Source organism: Mycobacterium colombiense (assembly GCF_001672755.1).
In the GTDB taxonomy this organism is placed as follows: domain Bacteria; phylum Actinomycetota; class Actinomycetes; order Mycobacteriales; family Mycobacteriaceae; genus Mycobacterium; species Mycobacterium colombiense_C.
In genome coordinates, this window is sequence record NZ_LZKI01000075.1 from 20,744 (window position 1) to 36,290 (window position 15,547).

Annotated in this window: 11 protein-coding genes; 7 read left to right on the forward strand and 4 right to left on the reverse strand. The window is 68.4% G+C overall.

The features are described from left to right. The 3 genes from A5708_RS11575 (at position 1) to A5708_RS11585 (ending at position 3,332) form a co-directional block, all read left to right on the forward strand. Positions 1–1,368 carry an FAD-binding oxidoreductase gene (locus A5708_RS11575; protein ID WP_065028765.1) on the forward strand — a complete coding sequence of 456 codons (1,368 nt, stop codon included), beginning with the start codon at positions 1–3 and terminating at the stop codon, positions 1,366–1,368. Positions 1,369–1,503: 135 nt separating this feature from the next. Beyond that, entirely contained in the window at positions 1,504–2,745 is a 1,242-nt protein-coding gene (locus tag A5708_RS11580) for a cytochrome P450 (RefSeq protein ID WP_196772610.1), read from the forward strand. After that, entirely contained in the window at positions 2,745–3,332 is a 588-nt protein-coding gene (locus tag A5708_RS11585; protein WP_065028767.1) for a TetR/AcrR family transcriptional regulator, read from the forward strand. Before A5708_RS11580 ends, A5708_RS11585 begins: the two co-directional genes overlap by 1 nt. Before the next feature lie 9 nt (positions 3,333–3,341). Here the strand turns inward: A5708_RS11585 and A5708_RS11590 are convergent, their stop codons facing one another. Both A5708_RS11590 and A5708_RS11595 read right to left on the reverse strand, forming a co-directional pair. After that, positions 3,342–4,493 (reverse strand): acyltransferase family protein, encoded by a 1,152-nt coding sequence (locus A5708_RS11590; protein ID WP_065028768.1) that lies wholly within the window; start codon positions 4,491–4,493, stop codon positions 3,342–3,344. Further along, positions 4,490–6,193, reverse strand: coding sequence for a DEAD/DEAH box helicase (locus A5708_RS11595; RefSeq protein WP_065028769.1), 1,704 nt, complete (start codon positions 6,191–6,193; stop codon positions 4,490–4,492). The genes A5708_RS11590 and A5708_RS11595 overlap by 4 nt, the downstream gene beginning before the upstream one ends. Before the next feature lie 154 nt (positions 6,194–6,347). Here A5708_RS11595 and A5708_RS11600 point away from each other — a divergent pair, with 154 nt between their 5' ends. Together A5708_RS11600 and A5708_RS11605 are read left to right on the forward strand one after the other, a co-directional pair. After that, positions 6,348–6,950, forward strand: a complete 603-nt coding sequence (locus tag A5708_RS11600) for an LppP/LprE family lipoprotein (RefSeq protein ID WP_065028770.1) — start codon at positions 6,348–6,350, stop codon at positions 6,948–6,950. Positions 6,951–7,010: 60 nt separating this feature from the next. Next, the gene (locus A5708_RS11605) at positions 7,011–10,424 is read left to right on the forward strand and encodes a TM0106 family RecB-like putative nuclease (RefSeq protein ID WP_065028771.1); all 3,414 of its coding nucleotides are present in this window, start codon (positions 7,011–7,013) and stop codon (positions 10,422–10,424) included. 54 nt (positions 10,425–10,478) lie between these two features. On the opposite strand, the gene A5708_RS11610 is transcribed toward A5708_RS11605, so the two are convergent. Together A5708_RS11610 and A5708_RS11615 are read right to left on the reverse strand one after the other, a co-directional pair. After that, positions 10,479–11,732, reverse strand: coding sequence for an N-acetylmuramoyl-L-alanine amidase (locus A5708_RS11610; protein ID WP_331250438.1), 1,254 nt, complete (start codon positions 11,730–11,732; stop codon positions 10,479–10,481). A 271-nt stretch (positions 11,733–12,003) separates the two neighbouring features. After that, positions 12,004–13,857, reverse strand: a complete 1,854-nt coding sequence (locus tag A5708_RS11615; RefSeq protein ID WP_419538322.1) for an MFS transporter — start codon at positions 13,855–13,857, stop codon at positions 12,004–12,006. 406 nt (positions 13,858–14,263) lie between these two features. Between A5708_RS11615 and A5708_RS11620 the strand changes: the two genes are divergently transcribed. Continuing rightward, a complete protein-coding gene (locus A5708_RS11620; RefSeq protein ID WP_065028773.1) occupies positions 14,264–15,040 on the forward strand; it encodes a hypothetical protein in 777 nt (258 codons plus the stop codon). 222 nt (positions 15,041–15,262) lie between these two features. Beyond that, positions 15,263–15,547: 2-oxoglutarate dehydrogenase E1 subunit family protein (locus tag A5708_RS26215; protein ID WP_231117883.1), on the forward strand; the 285-nt coding region annotated here is incomplete at its 3' end.

The window sequence follows — 15,547 nt, forward strand, 5'->3', positions numbered from 1 at the left end:
GTGAGCTCTGACGCCCTGGCCAGCCTGATCGCCGACCTGCCCGACGGGATGGTCGTCACCGACCCGACCGTGACCGAGGGCTACCGCCAGGACCGCGCCTTCGACCCGTCGGCCGGCAAGCCGCTGGCCGTGGTGCGCCCGCGGCACACCGAAGAGGTGCAGACCGTGCTGCGCTGGGCCGCGGCGCACCGGGTGCCCGTCGTGACGCGTGGCGCCGGCAGCGGCCTGTCCGGCGGGGCGACCGCACTGGACAACGGCATCGTGCTGTCCACCGAGAAGATGCGCGACATCACCATCGACCCGGTGACGCGCACCGCGGTATGCCAGCCCGGGCTGTTCAATGCCGAGGTGAAGAAGGCGGCCGCCGAGCACGGCCTGTGGTATCCGCCGGACCCGTCCTCGTTCGAGATCTGCAGCATCGGCGGCAATATCGCCACCAACGCCGGCGGGCTGTGCTGCGTGAAGTACGGCGTCACCACCGATTACGTGTTGGGCATGCAGGTGGTACTGGCCGACGGCACCGCGGTCCGGCTGGGCGGCCCGCGCCTCAAGGACGTCGCGGGGCTCAGCCTGACCAAGCTTTTCGTCGGCAGCGAGGGCACGCTGGGCGTCGTCACGGAGGTGACGCTGCGGCTGGTGCCCAAGCAGAACGCGTCGAGCATCGTGGTGGCCAGCTTCGCGACCGTCGAGGACGCGGTCGACGCGGTGCTCGGCGTCACCGCGCGGCTGCGCCCCTCGATGCTGGAGTTCATGGATTCGGTGGCGATCAACGCCGTCGAGGACAGCCTGCGCATGGATCTGGACCGCGGGGCGGCTGCCATGCTGGTGGCCGGGTCCGACGAGCGCGGCCGCGCCGGCAGCGAGGACGCCGAGCTAATGGCCGAGGTGTTCGCGGAAAACGCTGCGACGGAGGTGTTTTCGACCGACGATCCCGACGAGGGCGAGGCGTTCGTCGTCGCCCGGCGGTTCTGCATCCCGGCCGTCGAGGCCAAGGGATCGTTACTGCTCGAGGACGTCGGGGTGCCGCTTCCGGCGCTGGGTGAGCTGGTCACCGGGATCGCGCGCATCGCCGCCGAGCGCGACCTGATGATCTCGGTGATCGCGCACGCCGGCGACGGCAACACCCACCCGCTGATCGTCTACGACCCTGCCGATGCCGCCATGACCGAACGCGCCCACCTGGCGTTCGGCGAGATCATGGACCTGGCCGTCGGGCTCGGCGGCACGATCACCGGGGAGCACGGCGTCGGCCGGTTGAAGAGACCCTGGCTGGCCGGCTATCTGGGGCCCGACGTGATGGAGCTCAACCGGCGCATCAAGCAGGCGCTGGATCCGCAGGGCATCCTCAACCCCGGGTCGGGTATCTAGGTTTTGTGCGCTCTGCGTGGTCTTTTGTGCGCGAGCGCCCGGCTGACAGGGCGCTCGGTGTCGAGTGCCCGGCTGACAGGGCGCTCGGCGTGGGGCGAGGTTGACATCTAGCGCACGTTGTCGTACGAATGAGACATGGCTGCCGTTATGTCTCACGACGCACCGGTCAAGTTTCAGCTGGCGACCGCCGACACGTGGTCGAATCCGTGGCGGATGTACCGCGCGCTGCGCGATCACGATCCGGTGCACCACGTCGTTCCGGCGAATCACCCCGAGGACGACTACTACGTGCTCTCCCGGCACGCCGACGTGTGGGCCGCGGCCCGCGATCACGAAACCTATTCGTCGGCACAGGGATTGACCGTCAACTACGGCGACCTGGAAATGATTGGGCTGCAGGATAATCCGCCGTTTGTGATGCAGGATCCTCCGGTGCACACGCAGTTTCGCAAGCTGGTGTCGCGCGGCTTTACGCCGCGGCAGGTCGGGGCGGTGGAACCCAAGGTCCGGGAGTTCGTCGTTGAGCGCATCGAGGGGTTGCGCTCGGCCGGCGGCGGCGACATCGTCGCGGAACTGTTCAAACCACTGCCGTCGATGGTGGTCGCCCACTACCTCGGTGTGCCGGAAGAAGACTGGGCCCAATTCGACGGCTGGACCCAGGCGATCGTCGCGGCCAACACGGCCGAGGGCGGGGTCGCCGCCGCGCTGGAGACCGTCGGCGACGCGGTCGGGACGATGATGGCCTACTTCACCGCGCTGATCGAGCGGCGCCGCACCGAACCCGAGGACGACACCATCTCGCACCTGGTCGCGGCTGGGGTCGGCGCCGACGGCGACATCGCCGGCGTCCTGTCGATCCTGGGCTTCACGTTCACGATGGTGACCGGCGGCAACGACACTGTCACCGGCATGCTCGGCGGCTCGATGCCACTGCTGCACCAACGGCCCGACCAACGTCAGCTGCTGGTGGACGACCCGGGTCGCATTCCCGACGCGGTCGAGGAATTGCTGCGGTTGACCGCGCCGGCGCAGGGATTAGCCCGCACCGTCACGCGCGACGTGACCGTCGAGGAGACCACCATCCCGGCCGGCCGCAGGGTGCTGCTGCTGTACGGTTCGGCCAACCGCGACGAGCGCCAATACGGTTCGGACGCAGACGAACTCGACGTGACCCGCTGCCCCCGCAACATCCTGACGTTCAGCCACGGCGCGCATCACTGCCTGGGCGCGGCCGCGGCCCGGATGCAGTCCCGCGTCGCGCTGACCGAACTGCTGGCGCGCTGCCCGGACTTCGACGTGGACGAATCCGGAATCGTCTGGGCCGGAGGCAGTTACGTCCGGCGTCCGCTGTCGGTGCCCATCCGGGTGAAATCCTGATGCCCGGCAACGACTGGCTGGGCACGCACCGGACCGAGGCGGCCGCCGACCGCATCCTCGACGCCGCCGAACAGCTGTACACCCAGCGCGACTCGGACTCGATCGGCATGAACGAAATCGCCCGGGCGGCGGGCTGTTCCCGCGCGACGCTGTACCGGTACTTCGAGAACCGCGAGGCGCTGCGAACCGCCTACATCCACCGCGAAACCCACCGGCTGGGTCGCGAGATCATCGCCCGCACCGGCGACATCGAGGACCCGCGCGAACGGCTGGTCGCGAGCATCCTGGTCACGTTGGCGATGGTGCGCGAGAGCCCGGCGCTGGCGTCGTGGTTTGCCACCACCCGCCCGCCGGTGGGTGGCGAATTGGCCGGGCAATCCGACGTGATCGCGGCCCTGGCGGTGGCGTTCCTGCACACGCTGGGGCCCGACGATCCCGCCGTCATCGAGCGTCGCGGCCGCTGGACGGTGCGGGTGATCGTCTCGCTGCTGACGCATCCGGGCCGCGACGAGGTCGAGGAGCGGGCGATGATCGAGGAGTTCGTCGTCCCGATTGTGACGCCGGTTTCCGCGCGCGATCGGGGCTAGCGAGCGCCGCTACTCCCGGACGCGGGTGAACCGGTGCAGCAGCCACGCCAGCGGGATCGTCACCACCAGCGTCGCGACGTACAGGTACAGCATCGAGCCGGTGTAGACGCGCGCGCCGACGATGTAGTCCATCGCGAATTCCATGGTGATCAGGTGGATCAGGAAGATCTCATAAGAGATCTCCCCCAGCCACACCATCGGGCGGCTGGCCAGGATTCGCGAATACCAACCTTGGATACTGGGAGCGCCGGCCAGGGCCAGCGGTGCCACCGCGAGCGCGGCGATCACGGCATAGAAGCACGTCTTGAACAACGCCTCGCTCAGCGTCGCCGGCGAGGTCGTGGGCGCGCCGGCAATGGGTGTGGACACGATGAAATAGCAGATGACGGCCAGCGGTATGGCCACGAACCCGTAGCCGCGCACCCCCATCTCCTGCAGCACGGTCAGCATCATCCCGGCGAGGAACCACGCCAGGTAGGTGGGCAGCCACAGCCGCGCGCCGTCGGGGAACCAGTGGTCGGTGTGCACCAGCACCAGCCAGGCCGGGCTGAGCAACGTCATCCCAGCCAGAGCGCCCAGCACCAGTTTCGGCTGCCACTGCCGCCGGCAGATCACCACCAGCAGCAGGTAGGCCAGCAGCGGCAGGATGACGTAGAACGAGCCCTCCACCGCCAGGCTCCACATTTGCGTCAGCCCCTGGTGCAGATACTTGCCCAGGTAGCCGTTGCAGTAGATCTGCGTCAGCGTCAGGTTGCGCGCCAGCCCCAGCCAGCTGTGTCCGGGATTCGGCCCGGCGTCGCGGTAGTGGTACAGCACGTAGGCGAACAGCACGGTGACCACGTAGGCGGGCATGATGCGCCGAACCCGGTGCCAGGCATAGCGACTCAGCGACGGCGCTGCGCCGTTTCGCGCCGCCGACTTCACCCAGGGGCGGAACAACAGGTAGCCGGAGAGCACGAAGAAGATCGGCACCCCGATCTCCATCCGGGAACCGACCAGGCCCCAATACCCGTGCGTGTACTTGCCGGTGGTGTACGCCGCGTGGGTGCCGACGACGAGGAGCGCGGCGACCGCACGGATCCCGGTCAGCGAGGCGACCCGGTCGACGCGAGAGGTCTGCTCGAGGCCGCCCTGGGCGTCTTGCTCTTCCGACAGCGTCATCCGCCGTGTTTCCTGCGCGGCTTCCCACCGTCTCGGCCGCGCGACTTGTTGCCGGACGACCGCTCCGGCTGAAGGTTGATCAAAACCCCCGAAATGCGGGTGTTCTCAAGCCTTTTGAAGGTCGACTTGGGCAACTTGGCCGGCAACTCCACCAGGGAGAAATCCGGTCCGATCGCGATGTGGCCGAAATCGCTGCGATGCAGCCCGCCCTCGTTGGCGATGGCGCCGACGATCGCCCCCGGGCCGATCTTGTGCCGCTTGCCCACCGCGATGCGATAGGTGGCGAAAGGCTTTGCATCCCTTGGCCTTTCGGGGCGTTCGCGGCGTTCGGTGCGCCGCTCGCGCCGCTCCGGCGGCGGTTCGGGCGCCATCAGGAATTCCTCGCCGTCACGGGACTGCAATGCCAGCGCGGCGGCGATGTCGGCCATCGGGGTGTCGTGCTCGCGTTCGTAGTCCTGGACCAACTTGCGGAACAGGTCGATCCCGGAGGAACCGAGCGCGGTGGTGATGGAGTCGGCGAACTTGGCCACCCGCTGGGCGTTGACGTCCTCGACGGTCGGCAATTCGGTTTCGGTGAGCGTTTGGCGCGTGGCCTTTTCGATCGCCTTGAGCAGGTGGCGCTCGCGCGGGGAGACGAACAGCAGCGCGGTTCCCGAACGCCCGGCCCGGCCGGTGCGCCCGATCCGGTGCACGTACGACTCGGTGTCATGCGGGATGTCGTAGTTCAGGACGTGCGATATCCGCTCCACGTCCAGCCCGCGCGCGGCCACGTCGGTGGCAACCAGAATGTCGATGCTGCCGTCCTTCAGGGCCGCGACGGTGCGTTCGCGCTGGCCCTGCGGGATGTCCCCGTTGATGGCGGCCGCGGAGAAGCCACGGGCCCTGAGCCTTTCGGCGACCTCCTCGGTGGCCTGTTTGGTTCTGACGAAGACGATCATCGCCTCGAATGGCTCGACTTCCAGCACCCGGGTCAGCGCGTCCATCTTGCGCGGGCCGGCAACCTGGATGTAGCGCTGCGAAATGTTTTCGGCAGTAGCGGTTTTCGCTTTGGTGCTGACCTCGAGCGGGTCGTGCAGATACTTGGTGGTGATCTTGCGGATCGCGGGCGGCATGGTCGCGGAGAACAGCGCCACCTGTTTGTATTCCGGGGTTTCGGAGAGGATGCGATCGACTTCTTCGGCGAAGCCCATGGTGAGCATCTCGTCGGCCTCGTCCAGGACCAGGTAGTCGACGTGGGACAGGTCCAGCGTCCCGCGCTCGAGGTGGTCGATGACCCGGCCCGGCGTGCCGACCACCACGTGGGCGCCGCGGCGCAGCCCGGCCAGCTGGACGCCGTAGGACGAGCCGCCGTAGATCGGCAGCACATTGATCTTGGGCAGGTGGGCCCCGTACCGGCTGAACGCCTCGGCCACCTGCAGGGCCAGTTCCCGGGTGGGCGCGAGCACCAGCGCCTGGGTGGCGGTGCTGGTGACGTCGATCTTGGACAGGATCGGGATCGCGAAGGCGGCGGTCTTGCCGGTGCCGGTCTGGGCCAGGCCGACGACGTCGGAGCCCGCCATCAGCGCCGGGATCGTGGCGGCCTGGATGCCGGTGGGCGACTCGTAGCCGACGTCGGCGATCGCCCGCAGGACCGAGGGGTTGATCTGCAGGTCGGCAAACGTCGTAGAGGCAGCTTCAGTCGAGCTGTCCGAGAGGGTCATCGTCCAAGGAGTCTAGTGGTGATCGCGAGCTCAACGGAGTTGAGCGCTGCGGGTCACCACCAGAAGGGCCAGTGCGATCGCGAGCTCAGCGGACTCTGAGCGCTGGCGGTGATCATCAGCACACCCGGCCATGCCTGCCACGACCCCGGACCCGATGACGGTACGGTGCGGAGATGTGTGGTCGTTGCCGTGTCGTACCGAGCCACTGACCGGCTCGGCCGCTGTCGCTCTCATCGCCGTCACGTTGGCCGGCTGCGGTTCGGGGGACTCCACCGTCGCAAAGACGCCGCAGGCGAGGACGTCGGAGACCGCATCGATCACCGCCCCGGCCACGCCGACGGCCGTCGCCCCGCCCCCCAACGCCGCGCCCACCGATCCCTGCGCGGTCAACCTCGCGTCGCCTACCATCGCGAAGGTGGTGTCCGAGCTGCCCCGCGACCCGCGCAGCCAGCAGCCCTGGAACCCCGAACCGCTGGCCGGCAACTACAACCAGTGCGCGCAACTGTCGGCGATCATCATCAAGGCCAACACCAATGCGGTCGCTCCGACCACCCGGGCGGTGCTCTTCCACCTCGGCCAGTTCATCCCGCAGGGAGTGCCCGACACCTACGGATTCAATGGGGTCGACCCGGCGCAAACCACGGGCGACACGGTGGCGCTGACCTACCCCGGCGGGATCAACGGCCTGAACACCGACGTGAAATTCCACTGGAACGGCAACGCGGTCGAACTCATCGGCAACACCCCGGCCCACTAATCGCGGGCACGCCCGCCCGGCACGGTCCCGGTGTCGGAGCGCTGACCTACAGTGGCTCCAGTGTTGGTCTCCGGCGACAGCATCGTTTACAGCGCATCGGATCTTGCCGCCGCCGCCCGCTGCGAATTCGCGCTCTTGCGGGACTTCGACGCGAAGCTGGGGCGCGGACCCGCCGTCACCGTCGAGGACGAACTGCTCGCGCGGACGGCCGAGCTCGGTAGCGAACACGAGCGACGCGAACTCGCGTCGCTGCGCGACCGGTTCGGGCAGGACGTCGCGACCATCGGCCGCCCCGCCTACACGCCCGCCGGCCTCGCGGCGGCCGCCGACGCCACCCGCCGCGCCGTCGCCCACCGCGCCCCCGTGGTGTACCAGGCCGCGATGTTCGACGGCCGCTTCGTCGGCTTCGCCGATTTCCTGGTGCGCGACGGCGAGCGGTACCGCGTCGTCGACACCAAACTGGCCCGCTCGGCCAAGGTGACCGCGCTGTTGCAGCTGGCCGCCTACGCCGACGCGCTGGCCGCGTCCGGCATCCCGGTCGCACCGGAGGCCGAGCTGCGGCTGGGCGATGGAACCGCGGTGCGGCACCGCGTTTGCGACCTGATCCCGGTGTACCGCTCGCAGCGGGCCCGGCTGCAGCGCCTCCTCGATGAGCACTACGCGGGCGGCGCGGCGGTCCGCTGGGACGACGAGGGCGTGGCAGCCTGTTTTCACTGCCCGCTGTGCACCGAACAGCTGCGGGCGGCCGACGACGTTCTACTGGTCGCCGGCATGCGAGTAAGCCAGCGCGACAAGCTCTTTGACGCCGGCATCCGCACGGTCACCGAGCTGGCCGATCATCGCGGGCCCGTGCCCGACCTGGCGGCCGACGTGCTGAACAAACTGGCTATCCAGGCGAAACTACAAGTCCGGCAACGCGAAACCGGTGTTCCCCAGGTCCAGGTCATCGACGCGCAGCCGCTGGCCCTGGTACCCGAGCCCGACCCGGGGGACCTGTTCTTCGACTTCGAAGGCGACCCGCTGTGGACCGCCGATGGGCGCGAGTGGGGCCTGGAGTACCTGTTCGGTGTCTTGGAGGCGGGGCCGACGGGCAGGTTTCGCCCGCTGTGGGCGCACAACCGGGCCGACGAACGCAAGGCGCTGATCGACTTTCTGGCGCTGGTGGCCAAGCGCCGCAAGCGCCGCCCCAACATGCACATCTACCATTACGCGCCCTACGAGAAGACCGCGCTGCTGCGGCTGGCCGGGCGCTACGGGGTGGGCGAGGACGAGGTCGACGAGCTGCTGCGCAGCGGTACGCTGGTCGACCTTTATCCGTTGGTGCGCAGGAGTATTCGCGTGGGTGCGGAGTCGTTCAGCCTCAAGGCGCTGGAGCCGCTCTACATGGGGGCTCAACTGCGCGCGGGCGACGTGACCACGGCCACCGGTTCGATCACCTCCTACGCGCGGTACTGCGAACTCCAGGCGGACGGCCGCGGCGACGAGGCCATATCGGTGCTCCAGGAGATCGAGGACTACAACCACTACGACTGCCGGTCGACGCAGGAACTGCGAAACTGGCTGATGTTGCGCGCCTACGAATCCGGTGTGGTACCGATCGGCGCCCAGCCGGTGCCCGACGGCAACACCGTCGACGACCGCGACCAGCTCGCCGTGACATTGGCGGCCTTCACCGGGACCGCCGGCGTCGACGACCGCACCCCGCACCAGACGGCGGTGGCGCTGCTTGCCGCCGCGCGCGGCTACCACCGACGCGAGGACAAACCCTTCTGGTGGGCGCATTTCGACCGGCTGAACTCCCCGATCGAGGAGTGGGCCGACAACACCGATGTGTTCGTCGCCGCGCACGCATCGGTCAGCGTCGACTGGCACACACCTCCCCGCGCGCGCAAACCGCAGCGGCGGGTGCAGCTGCGCGGCGAGCTGGCGCGCGGGGACTTGAAAAGCGATGTCTTTGCGCTCTACCACCCGCCGGCGCCGCCGGGCATGACCGACAGCCCGGACCGCCGGGCGGCCGGGCGGGCCTCGGTCGTCGAGACCGACGACCCGGCGGTGCCCCGCGAAGTGATCGTTCTCGAACGAGTTGGCAGCGACGGCAACACCTTTCAGCAGCTGCCGTTCGCGCTGACACCCGGACCGCCGATCCCGACGACGCCCCTGCGGGAATCGATCGAGGCGACCGCCGCCGCGGTGGCGGCCGGATTGCCGCAACTCCCCGACAGCGCCATCGTCGACGTGCTGCTGCGCCACGCGCCCCGCGCGCGCAGCGGTGCCCCCCTGCCACGTAGCGGAGACACCGTCGCCGACATCACCGCGGCGCTACTGGATCTGGACTCGTCGTACCTGGCGGTGCACGGGCCGCCCGGCACCGGCAAGACCCACACCGCCGCCCGGGTGATCCACGCCCTGGTCACCAAACACGCCTGGCGCGTCGGTGTGGTCGCGCAGTCACACGCCACCGTGGAGAACGTGCTGGATTGCGTGATCGACGCCGGCCTGGATCCGCAGCGGATCGCAAAGAAGCGCAACGACCACCGCGCCCCGCGCTGGCGCGAGATCGACGGCGGCGCTTTCGCCGCGTTCCTCGCCGACACACCGGGATGCGTGATCGGCGGGACGGCATGGGATTTCGCCAATGCCAACCGGATACCGCCGGGAAGCCTGGATCTGCTGGTGATCGACGAAGCCGGCCAGTTCTGTTTGGCCAACACCATCGCCGTGGCCCCGGCCGCCGCCAACCTGCTGCTGCTCGGGGACCCCCAGCAGTTGCCGCAAGTCAGCCAGGGCACCCATCCGGAGCGGGTGGACACCTCCGCGCTGGAATGGCTGGTCGACGGTCAGCGCACTCTGCCCGACGAGCGCGGCTACTTCCTGGACCTCTCGTACCGCATGCATCCGGCGGTCTGCGCGGCGGTTTCGGCGCTGTCCTACGAGGACAGGCTGCATTCCCACGACTGCACGGCCGTCCGCCACCTCGACGGGTATCAGCCCGGCGTTCGGCTGCTTTCGGTTGAGCACCAAGGCAATTCGACCGAGAGCCCCGAGGAGGCCGACGCGATCGTCGCCGAGATCAACCGGCTGCTCGGCGCGTCGTGGACCGACGAACACGGCACCCGGGCACTGACCGCCGCCGACGTGCTGGTGCTGGCGCCCTACAACGCCCAGGTGGCGCTCCTGCGCCACCGGTTGGCCGCCGCGAAGCTCGACGGAGTACGGGTCGGGACGGTCGACAAGTTCCAGGGCGGACAGGCGCCGGTGGTCTTCGTCTCGATGACGGTGTCGTCGATGGACGTGATTCCTCGCGGAATCTCCTTCCTGCTCAACAGGAATCGGCTCAACGTCGCGGTGAGCCGGGCCCAGTACGCGGCCGTGTTAGTACGCTCTCCATCGCTGACGGAGTATCTGCCCGCCACACCGGGGGGCCTGATCGACCTGGGCGCATTCCTGGCGCTCACGCAGCCCGATCTGCGCTGACCGCGACGCGAAAAGTGTTCCAACAGCTTGAATGCGGCCCGCGGAGTCTCCGCGTCAAACTCGGTTGCGCATCGGTGAAAACCGCTCAACCTGCACGGGCGGGCCGTCGGCTGACGGCGGCGGTACGATGGCAGCGACACCGTTGATCACGGTGACGACTGTCCGGCTCGCACGCTGAATGTTCAGGGTGCCATGTTGAAAATTCTGGACGACCCACTCCGGCTCCTGGATTTCGCTGCTGGTCGGCAGCCCCAGCGCGCTATGTTCGTAGCCCAGGGTGCCCCACGCGGAGTAGATGGTGCAGGTGACGGGCTGCGCCCCGGTGGCCGGCGACCAGTACATTGCCCCCTTTTCGAAGATGACGTAGCGCGTGGCTCCCGCCCCGGTCGATTCCGACGACTGCGGTGCGCCCAGGGCGCTCTTCATGCCGCCCATCGCCTGCCACCGGTCGTAGATGGCACTACCTTGCAGCGACTGCGCCAGATCATCGGCGCTGGGGCGCTTGTTGAACCGCGCAGCAATGTCACGAATCTGGTTCATCAAGGGGAATCCAAGGTTGCCGGGGCAATCGGTATCGCCGACGTCGCGGTGAGCGAAAATGCACGGCAAGCCCACGGTGGTGCCCTGAGGGAAACGGGTATAGGGGCCCCCGTCCGATGTCAATGCGACGCTTCCCTGCGGGTCGACGCCATCCAGTGCCAGACGCCACCCGAGCAGGCGCCCCACGGTGCGCAGCTGAACCGGCGTGGGGACCACCGCGTCGAAGTCTCCGATCATGCACACGGCCCACATGTTGCGGTTGAACCCGCCAGTGTGGGTGCCCAGGACCGGTCTGGTCATCCCGCCGAATCGGCCCTCGAATATCTGACCGTACTTGTCGACCAGCGCGTTGTAGGCGATGTCCGGCCAGCCCAGAGTGCGGGTGTGGTAGTCGTAGATCGATCGCACAGTTGCCGCCGAATCCTGCTGCGCGTATTCATTTACACCGGCGGTGTGGTGCACCACGGCTGCCTTGATTCCGTTGTCGTACATCGGTGCTCGGCGGCGAATCGACTCATCGGCGCCCCACCCGGCCCGACTGATGATATTGAGGTCCTGCCCCGGCGCTTCGACCGCCGAAACCAAGGACGTATCAGCTGCCGCCCTCAGGGGTTGGACCAGACCTGACGCGGCGGTGCCCAAACTCAGCATAATCGGAGCCGCCGCAGCATATTTGAGGACATCACGGCGCGAGAGAGACGGTGTCGCACTGCACCCACACCGATCACGCACGGCGCCACGATAGCCCGTGGTCACGCTATTCCTCACGCGACCCGCCGGAGCCTAATGCTGTTGTAGACCAGGGGTTCGTAGGCGAGGCGCCACCGGTCGAACAGCGCACCTATAGCCGATCTAAGTGCCCGAGGGCGATCAGCGAACGGGCGGACACGGTTTCAGAAACGATGATCGAGACGACGGAGCGTCTGCATTCCTCATCGGCGACCTACGGAACCAGCGAACATCGATTGCAATATTGATTGGTAAACGCTGCTGCACGAGGCTTTTCGTGCCAGAGTTGCGCTCTGACGTAAATTGGCCGCTAACCGGTTGACGAGTGCCGGCCCGAACCGGTGGGGTCGTCGTCGGGATCGGAGCGGTGGTGGTACCCCCGTAGCGATTCACCGTCGGTGAAGTGCAGGCCGGCCGATCCGTTGTGGTGGCGGCGCGGCGGCCGGGTCGGTCGATCGCCGGGCGGCATGGACCTGGGTGAGCGCCGCACCGCCACCTGGCGCAGGCGTTTGCCACCGTCCACGTGAGACCCGTTGTGGGCGTGGCCGATTGGTTGAGCCTGCGCGGTGGGGTTGCGTCGCGGCACTCCGCCGGACGCCGGACGCGGGCGTTCGACGGGCTGCCGGGCCGGCTCGGGATCGCCGCCCCGCCGGGCGTCGGGCTCGCGTACCAGGACGAACTCCACGTACTCGTCGTCGTCATAGTCGTCGTCGACGACGTCCTCGTCGGGGCCCGGATCGTCGCCGCCCCTGCCATCGCCCTTGCCCGCCCACGGCGCGGAGCCCACCAGGAACAGCGCGGCGACGATCCCGAACAACGCGACGAACGCCGGCAACAGCACCGACTGCGACATCGCGGCCGCGAACGGCTCGCGCAGGAACCCGGGCAACTGCAGGGTGAGCGCGTCCTCGCCGGCGGCGTCCCCGGACGGCGGCCGCGGCATCTCGGCGCTGATGCGCCACGTCATGAACGCGGCCATGCCGGCGCTGCCGAGCACCGCACCGAGCTGGCGCACGGAGTTGTACACCGCGGAGCCCGCACCGGCCAGGTGTGGCGGCAGGTTACGCGTCGCGGTCGCGGTCAGCGGCGACCACACGAAGGCCATCCCGACACCCATCACGAAGAACGGCAACGCCAGCCGCCAGATCGGTGTCGTCGGCGACATCTCGAAGGTGAGCCAGGTCAGCGCGATCGCCAGCACGGAGAAGCCGAAGCCGAGTACCGGTTGCGGGTGGTATTTGTCGACGATCTTGCCGACGAACGGCGCGAAGACACCGTTCGCGATCGCCATCGGCGCGATCAACAGCGCCGAGCGCGTCGGCGACAGCCCGCACACGGCCTGCGCATAGAACGTCAGCGGCAGCATCATGGCCGTCGCCGTGAACGAGATGATGGCTACCCCGACGTTGCACAGGCTGAAGTCGCGGTCGCCGAAGATGATCAACGGAATCAGCGGCTCGTGGGCGTTCAGCGCCTGCCAGAACGCGAAGGCCGTCATGAACCCGACGCCCGCGACGATCAACGCCCAGATCCAGGGCTGCCAGTGCGCGGCCTGCCCCTGCTGCAGCCCGAACACGATCAAAAAGATGCCGATGCCGGACAGCGCGACCCCGATCAGGTCGAAGCGGTGCGACTGGGTGGGCAGCACCGGAATCAACCAGTACGCCAACGCCAGCCCGATGACGCCGATGGGGACGTTGACGAAGAAGATCCACTGCCAGCCCAGCCCGTCCACCAGGACACCGCCGGCCAGCGGGCCCACCAGGCTGGCCACACCGGCGGTGGCGCCCCACAGGCTCACCGCGACGCCGCGCCGCTCCGACGGGAAGATCCGCGTGATGGTCGACAGGGTCTGCGGGGTGAGCAGCCCCGCACCGACGCCCTGGACGACGCGCGCCGCGATCAGCATCGCGGCGCTTCCGGCCAGCCCGCACCACACCGAGGAGGCGGTGAACACGACCAGGCCGACCAGGTACAGGTTCTTGGGACCGAACCGGTCGCCCAGGCGCCCGGCGACCAGCAACACGACCGCATAGCCCAGCAGGTAGGCGCTGGTCACCCAGACCACGGTGTCGTAGCCGATGCGCAGGCTGGCCATGATGGTCGGGTTGGCGATCGCGACGATGGTCGAGTCGACCATGATCATGAAGAAGCCGATCATCATCGCCCACAGCGGGTTCCAGGGGTTCTGCGACTGCGGCGAGCTCCGGGTGAAAAAGTCCCAGCGGTTGGCGGCCTGGGCCGGCCCCGATCCCGCACGCCCCGTTCCCCCAGGCGTGCGGGGCGTAGCCGTGGTCATCCACCCCACCTCGTTTCGCTCCCGACGATGCTGTTCAGCCGTATCGGCCCGGCTGATCGACAGGCCCAACCCACGCAGGTGATACACCACGCGCGGGCGCGGTAAACAGCATGAGGACCGACGAACGGCACGGATCGCCGCAGACATCCAGCCTGCATTATTCCCGGTGAGGCAATAGGCCGGCAGCCAAGGACCCGGTCAGGGGGCGTAACGCGCCGGTATTCGTCGCGGGCGCGTTAGCCTGGGGGAACGCCATCTGCAGGAGAGAAATATGCGGGCTCGACGGAAAAGGTCGCCGAACCGGTTATTCACCATGTCCAACACGGACCAACAGCCGACCGCCAAGAACGGTCGACCCAAGATGTCCGCGCGGGCGTTGGCGCAGGTCATCGAGCGAAGCTCGTGGATACAGGGCCCGGCCGCCGAAGCCTATGTGACCCGCCTGCGCAACGCGCACCCCAATGCCGGCCCGGCGGAGATCATGGCCAAGCTGCGGAAGCGGTACCTGGCCATCGTGACGGCCGGCGGCGTTGCCGTGGGGGCCGCCGCGACCGTTCCCGGCATCGGCACGATCAGCGCCCTGTCCGCGGCCGCCGCGGAAACGGTGACGTTCCTGGAGGCCACCGCGTTCTTCGTGTTGGCGACGGCGGTGGTCTACGACATTCCGGCCGATCACCGGGAACGGCGCCGCGCGCTGGTGCTGGCGGTCCTCGCCGGTGACAGCGACCACGCGGTCGCCCAGTTGATCGGCCCGGGCCGCACCAACGGCGGCTGGGTCTCCGAGAGCCTGGCCGCCCTGCCGCTGTCATCGATGTCGAAGCTGAACTCGCGGCTGCTCAAGTCGTGGGTCCGCAAGTACACCGTGCGGCGCGGCGCCCTGCTGTTCGGCAAACTGCTGCCGGTCGGAATCGGGGTCGTGGTGGGCGCCATCGGCAACTACCTCGCCGGCAAGAAGATGATCCGCAACGCCAACAGGGCGTTCGGCGCCCCGCCGGCGCGCTGGCCCCGCGCGTTGCATCTGGTGCCCCCCATCCACGAAGCCGGCTAGTGGCGGCCGCCAGCGCGTAGCCGGGCGCAGCGGGTCGCCACCAACGAGATCCCCGTGCCCCCCGGTCAACCTGGCGGATCGGCGGCGAAAGGTTAGCCTTTATAGGGCGGAAACAATGGGTACCGCCCTGGGTGTGAGGTGTTCGGCCCTCCGGAGCCGACAAGGGTGCAAGCGCCACGGGAATGCGCTTGCGGAACAGAAGGATTGAGGCGAACTGCGGTCGTGAGCAACATAAGTTCACCATTCGGGCAGAACGAATGGCTGGTCGAGGAGATGTACCGCAAGTTCCGCGACGACCCCTCGTCAGTCGATCCGAGCTGGCACGAGTTCCTGGTCGACTACAACCCCGAGCCCGCCGGCGAGCCCGCGCCGGCCACCCCGAGCAGCGCTGACGGGCCGACGGCCGCCGCGCCCGCCCCGGCGCAGCCGGCTCCGGCGCGCGCACTACGACGGTCTGCCCGTGGAGTTCGTAGCCGAGGCGATCGCCACGTTGGGCGCTGGCCGACG